Raw genomic sequence first — 13,274 nt, 5'->3', positions numbered from 1 at the left:
CCGTTCGTCGGCAGCGCCGATCATTCTCCGCGTTCTGCGGCCCGTACCACCTCGATTGGCACAAACTTTGCTTTCTCCCTGGTAACACTTCGCGGGAGAGCACCGTGTCCAACTCCATTTCGTCCTTCCTCGGCATCCACGGCGATGCTCTGCCGTTGCGCGAGCAGCGCATGAAGCTCATTGCCAGCAATCTGAGCAATGTGGACACCCCTGGCTACAAGGCCAAGGACATGGACTTCGAGGCCGCGCTGAAATCCGCCGAAGGCGTGCGCGACGGCAGTCTGATGCAGACCACCGACGCCAAGCATTACGAAATCGGCAGCAGCGGAGGGCTCAACCCGTTCCAGATCACCCGCGAGTCCGATCAGCCCAGCCTGGACGGCAACACCGTCGATGCCGACGCCGAACGTGCAGCCTACGGCCGCGCCGCGCTGGAATATCGCGCCTCGCTGAGCTTCCTCGAATCCAAGGTGCGCTCGATGCTCACCGCGATCACTGGCCAATAAGTCATGAGCAATCTTCCCATCTTCGATGTGGCCGGCTCTGCGCTGCATGCGCAATCGGTCCGGCTGAGCACGATCGCCTCCAACCTGGCCAATGCGGACTCTGTCGCAGGCTCGGCCGAGGCGACCTACAAGCCGATCGAGCCGATCTTTCAGGCCCAGCAGAACCGCCAGGATCCCAGCCTGACCTCGGTGAACGTCAAGGAGATCACCACCACCAACGCACCGCCGATCCGTCGCTACGAGCCCGGCCATCCGCTGGCCGATGCCGACGGCTACGTGTTCTCGCCCGACGTGGACCCGGTGGCGCAGATGGTCAACATGATCTCGGCCTCGCGCAACTACCAGGCCGGCGTGGAAATGCTCAATACCGCCAAGGAACTGGCGCTCGCGACTCTCACGATGGGTCGCTGACCCTTCTTAGCTGACCTTTACTAACGGACCTTTCCAGATGAGCACGATCGGCAGTGACCTCTATAAAACGCTCGGCCTGAGCACCAGCAGCACCGTCGCCAAGAAGGAAGAAGCGCTCGGCCAGGCCGACTTCCTCAAATTGATGACCGAGCAGCTGCAGCACCAGGACCCGCTCAAACCGATGGAAAACAGCGCGTTTCTGGGCCAGTTGGCGCAGTTCTCCACCGTGCAGGGCATTGGCGATCTCAATACCAAGGTCAGCAATTTTTCTGCATCGCAAAGCAGCGATCAGGTGCTCAAGGGCGCGGCGCTGGTCGGCCACAACGTGCTGGTGCCGTCGGCGCAGGTGTCCATCGACGCCACCAACTCGGCCAAGGGCGTGGTCGCCTCAACAGCGGCCGGCACGGTCAACTTCGAAATCACCGACGCCAACGGCACCTTCGTCAAACAGCTCAGCGTGCCGTCCAGCGCCGCCGGTGAAGTGTCGTTCGCCTGGGACGGCACCGATGCCAACGGCAACCGCATGGCAGCGGGCAAATACGGCGTCACCGCCACCCAGACCGACACCGCCGGTGCCAAAAGCAAACTAGCCACCTACGTGGACGCACCGGTGGACAGCGTCACGATCGGCTCCGACGGCCTGTATCTCAACCTGACCGGGCTAGGCACTTCCCCGCTCGCCAACGTGCTCCGCGTCAGCTGAGCCGGCAACCGACACTTAAAGGACCTCATCCATGGCTTTCAATACCTCGTTGTCCGGCATCAACGCAGCCAATGCCGATCTGAACGTGACTTCCAACAACATCGCCAACGTCAACACGACTGGTTTCAAGGAATCGCGTGCCGAGTTTGCCGACATGTTCCAGAGCACCAGCTATGGTCTGTCGCGCAATGCGGTGGGTTCGGGCGTGCGCGTCAGCAATGTGGCGCAGCAGTTTTCGCAGGGCAATATCGACCCGACCGGGCGCAGCCTGGACCTGGCGATCTCCGGCGAAGGCTTCTTCGCCGTGTCCTCCAACGGCGCCAAGATGTACACCCGCGCCGGCAACTTCCAGACCGATGCCAACGGGTATGTGATCAACCCGCAGGGCGCACGCCTGCAGGTATTCGCGCCCAATCCCAGCGGCAATGGCTTCGACGTAGGCCGCCTGTCGGACCTGCAACTGCTGACCACCGACAGCCCGCCCAAGTCGACCTCCACGGTCAACCTGGCCTTCACCCTGCCCGGTAATGCCACCGCGCCGACGGTCACCCCGTTCAACCCGGCCGACGACAAGACCTATAGTCATTCCACCGGCGGCATCAACGTCTACGATTCGCTGGGCGTCAGCCATGTGCAGACCTCCTACTTCGTCAAGACCGCCAACCCGAACGAATGGCAGGTGCACAACTACGTGGACGGCGCCGCGGTCGGTGCCCCGACCGCGCTGCAGTTCTCCGACACCGGTGCGTTGACCACTCCGGCCAACGGCATCATCGCGATGGACCCATTCACCCCGAGCACCGGCGCCGGCGTGCTGAACATGCAGCTCAACGTCACTGGCTCCACCCAGTACGGCGAGGCGTTCGCACTGCGCGACACCCGCCAGGACGGCTACGCCAGCGGCAAGCTCAACGAGATCAGCATCGACACCAGCGGCGTGGTATTCGCGCGCTACTCCAACGGTGCCGACAAGGCGCTGGGCCAGGTCGCGCTGAGCAGCTTCGTCAACCCGCAGGGCCTGCAGTCGCAGGGCAACAACATGTGGGCCGAAAGCTACACCTCCGGCGCCGCCCGCATCGGCGCACCGGACACCTCGGATCTGGGCCAGATCGAATCCGGCTCGCTGGAAGCCTCCACGGTGGATCTGACCGAGCAGCTGGTGAACATGATCGTGGCCCAGCGCAACTTCCAGGCCAACTCGCAGATGATCTCGACCCAGGACCAGGTCACCCAGACGATCATCAATATCCGATAAGCCGGGATTGGTGATTGGAGATTAGGGATTGGCAAGAGCCGGTATTGCGTCATTCGGATACCGGCCCAGCCTCCCTTCTCTCCACTCGCAGCAACCCTGTTTTTACGAATCCCGAATCCCGACTCTCGAATCCCGGTGCCCCATGGACAAAGCCCTCTACGTTGCAATGACCGGTGCCCGCGCTTCCCTGCAGGCGCAGGGCACCGTGTCGCACAATCTCGCCAACGTCGATACGGTGGGGTTCAAGGCCGCGTTGGCCAACACCGAGGCGTTCAAGATCCAGGGCAAGGGCTATCCGTCGCGGATCGATGCGCTGCATGTGGACCAGGGTTTCGATCGCAGCCAGGGCCATCAACAGGTCACCGGCAATCCGCTGGACGTGTCGCTGCAACAGGACCGCTGGCTGTCGGTGCAGTCGCCCGACGGCAGCGAGGCCTACACCCGTAACGGTGAGTTGGCGCTCACCGCCAATGGCCAGCTGGTGACCGCCAATGGGCATGCGGTGCTGGATGAAGGCGGCGCCCCGATGACGATTCCGCCGCACCAGGCGATGGAAATCGGCAGCGACGGCAGCATTTCGATTATTCCGCAGGGCGAAGGCCCGCAGACCATGGCCATCGTCGGCAAGATGAAGGTGGTCGATGCCCCCGCCGACCGTTTGACGCGGCGCCCGGACGGGCTGATGCGCAATACCAGCACCGACCCGGCGCAGGCGTTCCAGATCGCCACCGGCAAGACCATCAACAGCGGCATGCTGGAAGGCAGCAACGTGGACGCCGCCGGCGCGCTGGTGGAAATGATCCAGCTGCAACGTCAGTTCGAAATGCAGGTCAAGATCATCAAGAACGGCGACGACAACGCACAATCGGCCAATTCGATGATGCGGCTGAACGGCTAAACGTGGCTCACTCTGTGGCTTTGCTGCAGAGCGCTTGCCCGCCCACCGTCGCGGGACACGTCGCAAGTACGTCCCTGCACTCTCTTTTGGGCGCCTAAAAGTGGCTCACTCTGTGGCTTGGCTGCGGGGCCCTTGCCCGCCCACCATCGCGGGACACGCCGCAAGTACGTCCCTGCACTCTCTTTTGAACGGCTAAAAGTGGCTCACTCTGTGGCTTGGCTGCGGGGTCCTTGCCCGCCCACCGTCGCGGGACACGCCGCAAGTACGTCCGTGTAGGCTCTTACGCGGCATCCATGCCGCGTAAGGTCCCGCGACGGTGGGCGGGCAAGGACCTGTCGAGATAGTCGGTGTGCATGGCTTTCAACAAAGCGACCAGCAATCTTTCTGGTGCGGTGCCCTCGCCGATTGCGGGACCGTGTGGCGGCATGGATGCCGCCACCGAGCCTCCACGGATGGATTCACGGCGTGTCCCGCGAGCGGTGAGGGCACCGCGCCCTCGACCGACCCAGCGTTTGATCTGGCTTCTGACTGCATCCAACAAAATGCAACCAACGAACCACTACTGCGCTCCTCGTCAGCAAGCCCCGCCACGTTCTATTAGCCGCTCTGACCGGCAACCGATCTACCGCGCCTGATCTGCAGCGCAAGTTTCCACCGCTTCCGCCTAGCTCCTACCCACCTGCAGCCAGCCCTGCCCCGCGCAGGCCGCCGCGCCCCACTCCGCGTGATCCAGCGCACAGCCGGCAAAAATCCGGCGCGGGTTTGGCACGGCACGTGCATATACCCAGCCGTGCCCGGAACACATCCCCGGGTCTAACGAGGAATCGGGTCATGAATCAGGCTTTGTGGGTCGCCAAAACCGGACTGGATGCGCAGCAGACGCGCATGTCGGTCATTTCCAACAACCTGGCCAATACCAATACCACCGGCTTCAAGCGCGATCGTGCTGCGTTCGAAGACCTGTTGTATCAACAGGTGCGTGCGCCGGGCGGTTCCACCTCCGCGCAGACGCAGTTGCCGACCGGCCTGCAGCTGGGTACCGGTGTGCGCGTGGTCTCCACCTTCAAGGGCTTCGACCAGGGCAGCCAGCAGCAGACCGGCCGCGCGCTCGACGTGATGGTCAACGGCCGCGGCTTCTTTGAAGTGCAGATGCCCGACGGTACCTCCGCCTACACCCGCGACGGCACCTTCCAGATCAATGCGCAGGGCGAAGTGGTCACCAACAGCGGCTACCCGCTGCAGCCCGGCATCCAGGTGCCCGAAGGCGCGCAGTCGCTGACCATCGGCAACGACGGCACCATCAGCGTGACCCTGGCCGGCCAGGCCGCCGCACAGGAAATCGGCGCGTTGACGCTGACCGACTTCATCAATCCCTCGGGCCTGCAGTCCAAGGGCGAGAACCTGTTCGTCGAAACCACCGCCTCCGGCCCCGCGCAGAACGGCACTCCCGGCCTCAACGGCCTGGGCACCACCGTGCAGGGCGCGCTGGAAGGCAGCAACGTCAATACGGTGGAAGAGCTGGTGAGCATGATCGAGACCCAGCGCGCCTACGAAATGAATGCCAAGGCGATCTCCACTACCGACTCGATGCTCGGTTACTTGAACAACAACGTCTGATCGGCTCGCCGCTCGTCGCCCTCTCAGGAACTCACGCCATGTCACGCCTGCCCTCTCTCTCCTCTCTGGGTCTTGCCCTCGCCTGCAGCGCGCTGCTGGGTGGCTGCGTGGCAGCCGGCGATGTGCGGCCGTTTGCCGAACTGGCGCCGATCGTGCCGGTGGTCGCGCCGGTGGCGCAGCCCACTGCCGGTGCCATCTATGCCGCCGGCCCGGGCCTGAATTTGTACGGCGACCGCCGTGCGCGCGATGTCGGCGATCTGCTGACCGTGAACCTGGTGGAAAGCACCACCGCCTCGTCCACCGCCAACACCAGCGTCAGCAAGGCCGACACCGTGGACATGAGCACGCCCACGCTGCTCGGCGTGCCGCTCACCGTCAATGGCACCGACGTGTTGCGCAACTCCACCAGCGGCGACCGCAGCTTTGCCGGCAAGGGCAACACCGCGCAGAGCAACCGCATGCAGGGCAGCGTGACCGTCACCGTGATGCAGCGCCTGCCCAACGGCAATCTGGTGATCCAGGGGCAGAAGAATCTGCGTCTGACCCAGGGCGACGAACTGGTGCAGGTGCAAGGCATCGTGCGCGCCGCCGACATCGCCCCGGACAACACCGTGCCCTCCAGCAAGGTGGCCGACGCACGCATCGCCTACGGCGGCCGCGGCGCGATCGCGCAGTCCAACGCGATGGGCTGGCTGAGCCGCTTCTTCAATTCCCGTTTGTCGCCCTACTGAGCCTGCGACCATGAATCTGTCTTCCCTGCCCTTCCGTCTGCTCGCTGCCGCTGTCGCAGTCTGCGCGATCGCCGCGCCGGCCTCGGCCGAGCGCATCAAGGATCTCGCCCAGGTCGGCGGCGTGCGCGGCAACGCGCTGGTCGGCTACGGCCTGGTGGTTGGCCTGGACGGCAGCGGCGACCGCACCAGCCAGGCGCCCTTCACCGTGCAGAGTTTGAAGAACCTGCTCGGCGAGCTGGGCGTCAATGTTCCGGCGAACGTCAATCCGCAGCTGAAAAACGTCGCGGCCGTGGCCATCCACGCCGAATTGCCGCCGTTTGCCAAGCCCGGCCAGCCGATCGACATCACCGTCTCCTCGATCGCCAACGCGGTGTCGCTACGTGGCGGCTCGCTGCTGATGGCCCCGCTGAAAGGCGCCGATGGCCAGGTCTACGCGATGGCCCAGGGCAACCTGGTGGTCGGTGGCTTCGGCGCGCAGGGCAAGGACGGCTCGCGGGTGTCGGTCAACATTCCCAGCGTCGGTCGCATTCCCAACGGCGCCACGGTCGAACGCGCATTGCCGGACGTGTTTGCCGGCACCGGCGAGATCACGCTCAACCTGCATCAGAACGACTTCACCACCGTCTCGCGCATGGTCGCGGCGATCGACAACAGCTTCGGCGCCGGCACCGCGCGTGCGGTCGATGGCGTCACCGTGTCGGTGCGCTCGCCCACCGATCCGGGCGCCCGTATCGGCCTGCTGGCGCGGCTGGAAAACGTCGAACTCTCTCCGGGCGACGCGCCGGCCAAGGTGGTGGTCAACGCACGCACCGGCACGGTGGTCATCGGCCAGCTGGTGCGGGTGATGCCGGCGGCGATCGCGCATGGCTCGCTCACCGTGACCATCAGCGAAAACACCAATGTCAGCCAGCCGGGTGCCTTCAGTGGCGGCCGTACGGCAGTGACGCCGCAATCGACCATCACGGCCACCTCCGAAGGCAGCCGCATGTTCAAGTTCGAAGGCGGCACCACGCTCGATCAGATCGTGCGCGCAGTCAACGAAGTGGGCGCGGCTCCCGGCGACCTGGTCGCCATTCTCGAAGCTCTGAAGCAGGCTGGCGCGCTGACGGCGGAGCTAGAGGTCATCTGACATGCGTATCGCAGCCTCGCCCATTGATCTCAACCCGAGCACCAAGGCCGATCCCGCAAAGATCGACAAGGTCTCACGTCAGCTCGAAGGACAGTTCGCGCAGATGCTGGTCAAGAGCATGCGCGATGCGAGCTCCGGCGACCCGATGTTTCCGGGTGAAAACCAGATGTTCCGCGAAATGTACGACCAGCAGATGGCCAAGGCGCTGACCGAAGGCAAGGGGTTGGGTCTGTCGGCGATGATCTCCAAGCAGTTGAGTGGCGACACTGGCGGCCCGGCGTTGAACACCTCGCTGAGCACCGCCGATGCGGCCAAGGCCTACGCACTGGTGGCCGGCAAGCGCGATGCCTCGTTGCCGCTGCCGGCACGCGATGGCGCGGCAACCAGCGTCGGTGCGAGCCTGGGCGCAGCTGTCGGCACCGCTGCAGGCATCGGCGCAGGCGGCCTGACCGGGATCGGCATGAGCCAGGTGCTGGATCTGATCGCCGGGCGTACCGGCGGTGGCGAGTCCGGCGGCGACGATGCGGCCGCACTGAGCTGGCCGTCGGCCAACGATCGCTGGAGCGATGTGGCTGTCAGCGATGCCGCCGATGCCAGTGCCGCGGTCAATGCGAGCGCGGCCAGCAGCGCCGCCGCCAGCCTGGGCGAGCGCACCCCGGAAGGCTTCGTCGCCAAGATCTGGACGCATGCGCAGAAAGCCGCGCGTGAACTGGGCGTGGATCCGCGTGCGCTGGTCGCACAGGCCGCGCTGGAAACCGGCTGGGGCCGTCGCGGTATCGGCAATGGCGGCGATTCCAACAACCTGTTCGGCATCAAGGCCACCGGCTGGAGCGGCGACAAGGTCACTACCGGCACCCACGAGTACGTCAACGGCGTCAAAACCACCGAAACCGCCGATTTCCGTGCCTACGGCTCGGCCGAAGAGAGCTTTGCCGACTACGTGCGGCTGCTGAAAAACAATAGTCGCTACCAGTCTGCGCTGCAGGCCGGCACCGATATCAAGGGTTTTGCACGCGGCTTGCAACAGGCTGGGTACGCCACCGATCCGGGCTACGCAGCCAAGATCGCAGCGATCGCCAACGGTCCGACCATCGACCGCGCGGTGGCCGCCATCGGCAACGCGGCGGCCGACCTGTCCAACCGCTACGCCAGCACCGCCGAGCCCGCCGGGCTTGGCACCATCCGTCGTTGAGGTAAACGCCCATGTCCATCATGTCCACCGGGACCAGTGCGCTGATCGCCTTCCAACGGGCGTTGTCGACCGTTAGCCATAACGTCGCCAACATCAATACCGAAGGCTACAGCCGCCAACGTGTGGAATTTGCAACGCGCACGCCCACCGACATGGGCTACGCGTTCGTGGGCAATGGCGCCAAGATCACCGACGTGGGTCGGGTGGCCGACCAGCTGGCCATCTCGCGGCTGCTCGACAGCGGCGGCGAGCTCTCGCGCCTGCAGCAGCTGTCCTCGCTGACCAATCGCGTCGACAGCCTGTACTCCAACACCGCCACCAATGTCGCCGGGCTGTGGTCGAACTTCTTCGACTCCACCAGCGCGGTGTCGTCCAATGCCTCCTCCACCGCCGAGCGGCAGAGCATGCTCGACAGCGGCAACTCGCTGGCGACCCGCTTCAAGCAGCTCAACGGGCAGATGGACAGCCTGAGCAACGAGGTCAACAGCGGGCTGACTTCCTCGGTGGACGAGGTCAATCGCCTGACCCAGCAGATCGCCAAGATCAACGGCACCATCGGCAACAGCGTGGACAACGCCTCGCCGGATCTGCTCGATCAACGCGATGCGCTGGTGTCCAAGCTGGTCGGCTTCACCGGCGGCACTGCGGTGATCCAGGACGGCGGCTTCATGAATGTTTTCACCGCCGGCGGCCAGGCGCTGGTGGTGGGGACCACGGCGGCAAAACTGACCACCGTGGCCGACCCGTATCAGCCGACCAAGCTGCAGGTGGCGTTGCAGACCCAGGGCCAGAACGTCAGCCTCAGCGCCAACTCACTGGGCGGGCAGATGGGCGGTCTGCTGGAGTTCCGCAGCAGCGTGCTCGAACCGACCCAGGCCGAACTGGGGCGCCTGGCCGTGGGCATGGCCAGCACCTTCAACGCCGGTCACGCCCAGGGCATGGACCTGTACGGCGCGATGGGCGGCAACTTCTTCAACATCGGCTCGCCCACCACCGCTGCCAATCCCAAGAACACCGGCACCGCCTCGCTGAGCGCCAGTTTCAGCAACATGAGCGCGGTGGACGGGCAGAACGTCACGCTCAGCTTCGACGGTGCGGCGTGGAAGGCCACCCGCGCCGACACCGGCGCCGCCGTGCCGATCACCGGCACCGGCAGCACAGGCGATCCCTTGGTGCTCAACGGTGTCAGCCTGGTGGTCGGCGGCACCCCGGCCAACGGCGACAAATTCCTGCTGCAGCCCACCGCAGGGTTGGCTGGCAGCATCTCGGTGGCCATCACCGACCCCTCGCGGATTGCCGCGGCAACGCCGGTCAAGGCCACCGCCACGCTCGCCAACCTGGGCACCGGCAAGATCAGCGACGTCAAGGTCACCAATGCGCAGAACCCTGCGCTGCTAACGCCGTCGTCGGTCGAGTTCATCGACGCCAACCAGTACACCATCGATGGCAACGGCCCGTTTCCCTACACCGCCGGCCAGACCATCAGCGCTAATGGCTGGAGTTTTGCGCTGGATGGCGCGCCCAAGGCCGGCGACACCTTCGGCGTTGGCCCGATGGGCGCCGGCTCCAGCGACAACGGCAACGCCAAACTGCTGGCCAAGGTGGAAGACGCCAAGGCGCTCAATGGCGGCACGGTCACGCTCAATGGCGCGCTGTCCGGCCTGACCACCTCGGTGGGCTCGGCTGCGCGTGCAGCCAGTTACTCGGCCGATGCGCAGAAGGTCATCAACGACCAGGCGCAGGCCAGCCGCGATTCGATTTCCGGCGTCAACCTCGACGAGGAAGCCGCCGACATGCTGAAACTGCAGCAGGCCTATCAGGCTGCCGCACAGATGATCTCCACCGCCGACACCATCTTCCAAGCCATTCTGGGCGCCGTACGCTGATGACCGACCGTATCTCTACCAGCATGATGTACAGCCAGTCGGTGTCGTCGATGACGGCCAAGCAGTCGCGGCTGAATCAGATCCAGGCCCAGCTCGCCAGCGGGCAGCGCCTGGTCACAGCCAAGGACGACCCGGTCGCCGCCGGCACCGCGGTGGGCCTGGATCGCGCCCTGGCAGCCATCACACGGTTCGGCGAGAACGCCAACAACGTGCAGAACCGGCTTGGCCTTCAGGAAAACGCCCTGTCGCAAGCCGGCGACAAAATGGCGCGCGTCACCGAATTGGCGGTGCAGGCCAACAACTCCTCGCTCAGCCCCGACGACCGCAAGGCGATCGCCTCGGAACTGACTGCACTGCGCGACAGCATGGTGAGTCTGGCCAACAGCACCGATGGCACCGGGCGCTATCTGTTCGGCGGCACCGCCGATGGCAGCGCACCGTTCATCAAGAGCAATGGCGGCGTCGTCTACAACGGCGACCAGACCCAGAAGCAGGTCGAAGTGGCGCCGGACACCTTTGTCAGCGACACCCTGCCCGGCAGCGAAATCTTCATGCGCATCCGCACCGGCGACGGCACTGTGGACGCGCACCCCGCCAACACCAATACCGGCACCGGGCTGCTGCTGGATTTCAGCCGCGATGCCAGTACCGGCAGCTGGAATGGCGGCAGCTACAGCGTGCAGTTCACCGCCGCCAACACCTATGAGGTGCGCGACAGCACCAATGCACTGGTCAGCACCGGCACCTACAAGGATGGCGAAGACATCACCGCCGCCGGCGTGCGCATGCGCATCAGCGGCGCGCCGGCGGTGGGCGACAGTTTCCAGATCGGTGCCTCCACCACCAAGGACGTGTTCTCCACCATCGACGACCTGGTCGGCGCACTCAACTCCGACACCCTGACCCAGCCGCAGAAGGCAGCGATGATCAATACGCTGCAGACCTCAATGCGCGACATCAGCCAGGCCTCGTCGAAGATGATCGATGCACGCGCCTCGGGCGGCGCGCAGTTGTCGGCGATCGATAACGCCAACTCGCTGCTCGAATCCAACGAAGTCACGCTCAAGACCACCCTGTCGTCGATCCGCGATCTGGATTACGCCTCGGCGCTTGGGCAGTACGAACTTGAGAAGGCCTCGTTGCAGGCCGCTCAAACGATTTTTCAGCAGATGCAGTCGTCGTCGTTGTTCAACCTGCTCCGCTGATTTTGCAGTAGAAAACCAGGGTTTTTCTTCGCTCCTGCGCGTGAGCAGTGCGCCAGGCGGACGGAGTTTATTTGTAGAAAGTTATACCAGCGCTAAAGATCTGCGGGGTGCTGCCGAATAAACCAAACCCCTTGATACACAACGTTTCCGTATTTCGTCCCGATGCAGAAAAACAGTAAAAAAATACTGGATTTCGCTAAAGGTTCCCGACGCAACGCCGTTATTCATCTCAGCAGCGGCAACGGCCAACTTGATGGCCCCCCTGCGGAGGCTCCGGGCAAGTCCCCCTTGCCGGAAAAATCGCTTAGGAGAAATCAAAATGGCACAGGTAATCAACACCAACGTAATGTCGCTGAACGCTCAGCGTAACCTCAACACCAGCAGCGCGAGCATGTCGACGAGCATCCAGCGTCTGTCCTCGGGTCTGCGCATCAACAGCGCCAAGGACGACGCCGCGGGTCTGGCGATCTCCGAGCGTTTCACCACGCAGATCCGCGGCCTGGACGTTGCCTCGCGCAACGCCAACGACGGTATCTCGCTGGCCCAGACCGCCGAAGGCGCGATGGTCGAAATCGGCAGCAACCTGCAGCGTATCCGCGAGCTGTCGGTGCAGTCGTCCAACGCTACCAACTCGTCCACCGACCGTGACGCGCTGAACTCCGAAGTCAAGCAGCTCACCGCTGAAATCGACCGCGTTGCCAACCAGACCAACTTCAACGGCACCAAGCTGTTGAACGGCGATTTCTCCGGCGCGCTGTTCCAGGTCGGCGCCGACGCCGGCCAGACCATCGGCATCAACAGCATCGTCGACGCCAATGTCGATTCGCTGGGCAAGGCCAACTTCGCCGCCGCCGTCTCCGGCGCTGGCGTGACCGGCACCGCCACCGCTTCTGGTTCGGTCAGCGGCATCAGCCTGTCGTTCAAGGACGCCAGCGGTTCGGCCAAGAGCGTCTCCATCGCTGACGTCAAGGTCGGCGCCGGCGACACCGCAGCCGACGTGAACAAGAAGGTTGCTGCGGCGATCAACGACAAGCTCGACCAGACCGGCATGTATGCCTCGATCAAGTCCGACGGTACGGTGCAGATCGAATCGCTGAAGGCTGGCCAGGACTTCACCTCGCTGTCGGCCGGTACCTCCAGCGCCACCGGCATCACCGTCGGCGCCGGCATCCAGACCGCTTCGGCCGCTTCAGGCTCCACCGCTTCGACCCTGAGCAGCCTGGATATCTCCACGTTCTCCGGCTCGCAGAAGGCCCTGGAAATCGTCGACAAGGCGCTGACCGCGGTCAACTCCTCGCGCGCCGACATGGGTGCGGTGCAGAACCGCTTCACCTCCACCATCGCCAACCTGAGCGCAACCTCGGAAAACCTGTCGGCCTCGCGTAGCCGTATCCGCGACACCGACTACGCCAAGGAAACCGCCGAGCTGACCCGCACGCAGATCCTGCAGCAGGCCGGTACCGCGATGCTGGCCCAGGCCAAGTCGGTTCCGCAGAACGTGCTGAGCCTGCTGCAGTAACTTTTGCAGTAAATCAGCAGCGCTTCGCAGCAAGTCCAAAAGCCCCTCCTCGGAGGGGCTTTTTTTTTGGCCGCAGATTCGACCCGAGGGCGCGGCACGCGGGGTGGCGCGGGTTTCTTGACGCAGCTCGGGCATGGAAATTGCATTAACCCCTCCACGTGAGCGAAACGCGTCGCCGCCGCTAAAGTCCCCCCGGATGCGGCCGATACCCGTCTCGTAATC

General features: G+C 64.4%; 12 protein-coding genes. All 12 read left to right on the top strand.

What is annotated here, in order from left to right:
• Positions 1-104 precede the first annotated feature (104 nt).
• The 12 genes from flgB to AC1KVG_RS00630 all read left to right on the top strand — a co-directional run bounded on the left by flgB (position 105) and on the right by AC1KVG_RS00630 (position 13,052).
• Positions 105-506 (top strand): flagellar basal body rod protein FlgB, encoded by a 402-nt coding sequence (flgB, locus tag AC1KVG_RS00685; RefSeq protein WP_023903963.1) that lies wholly within the window; start codon positions 105-107, stop codon positions 504-506.
• Between the two features lie 3 nt (positions 507-509).
• Entirely contained in the window at positions 510-917 is a 408-nt protein-coding gene (gene flgC / locus AC1KVG_RS00680) for a flagellar basal body rod protein FlgC (protein WP_023903962.1), read from the top strand.
• 37 nt (positions 918-954) lie between these two features.
• Complete coding sequence (locus AC1KVG_RS00675; RefSeq protein WP_481093178.1) at positions 955-1,620, top strand: flagellar hook assembly protein FlgD; 666 nt, start codon at positions 955-957, stop codon at positions 1,618-1,620.
• Between the two features lie 31 nt (positions 1,621-1,651).
• On the top strand, positions 1,652-2,875 hold the full coding sequence (flgE, locus tag AC1KVG_RS00670; RefSeq protein WP_023903960.1) for a flagellar hook protein FlgE: 1,224 nt from the start codon (positions 1,652-1,654) through the stop codon (positions 2,873-2,875).
• A gap of 142 nt (positions 2,876-3,017) precedes the next feature.
• A complete protein-coding gene (flgF, locus tag AC1KVG_RS00665) occupies positions 3,018-3,773 on the top strand; it encodes a flagellar basal-body rod protein FlgF (RefSeq protein ID WP_006450210.1) in 756 nt (251 codons plus the stop codon).
• 831 nt (positions 3,774-4,604) lie between these two features.
• Positions 4,605-5,390, top strand: coding sequence for a flagellar basal-body rod protein FlgG (flgG, locus tag AC1KVG_RS00660; RefSeq protein WP_006452262.1), 786 nt, complete (start codon positions 4,605-4,607; stop codon positions 5,388-5,390).
• Between the two features lie 38 nt (positions 5,391-5,428).
• Positions 5,429-6,121, top strand: a complete 693-nt coding sequence (flgH, locus tag AC1KVG_RS00655; RefSeq protein WP_104550400.1) for a flagellar basal body L-ring protein FlgH — start codon at positions 5,429-5,431, stop codon at positions 6,119-6,121.
• A gap of 10 nt (positions 6,122-6,131) precedes the next feature.
• Entirely contained in the window at positions 6,132-7,250 is a 1,119-nt protein-coding gene (locus AC1KVG_RS00650) for a flagellar basal body P-ring protein FlgI (protein WP_006452264.1), read from the top strand.
• A gap of 1 nt (position 7,251) precedes the next feature.
• A complete protein-coding gene (gene flgJ / locus AC1KVG_RS00645) occupies positions 7,252-8,442 on the top strand; it encodes a flagellar assembly peptidoglycan hydrolase FlgJ (RefSeq protein WP_006452265.1) in 1,191 nt (396 codons plus the stop codon).
• Positions 8,443-8,453: 11 nt separating this feature from the next.
• Entirely contained in the window at positions 8,454-10,328 is a 1,875-nt protein-coding gene (gene flgK / locus AC1KVG_RS00640) for a flagellar hook-associated protein FlgK (protein WP_481093177.1), read from the top strand.
• Entirely contained in the window at positions 10,328-11,533 is a 1,206-nt protein-coding gene (flgL, locus tag AC1KVG_RS00635) for a flagellar hook-associated protein FlgL (protein WP_481093176.1), read from the top strand. Before flgK ends, flgL begins: the two co-directional genes overlap by 1 nt.
• 319 nt (positions 11,534-11,852) lie before the next feature.
• Entirely contained in the window at positions 11,853-13,052 is a 1,200-nt protein-coding gene (locus AC1KVG_RS00630; protein ID WP_115038939.1) for a flagellin, read from the top strand.
• Positions 13,053-13,274: the final 222 nt, after the last annotated feature.

It is taken from the genome of Xanthomonas sp. NCPPB 3959 (assembly GCF_056675575.1).
The sequence above is the reverse complement of the archived record's forward strand: the minus strand, read 5'-3'. Positions and strand labels throughout refer to the sequence as shown.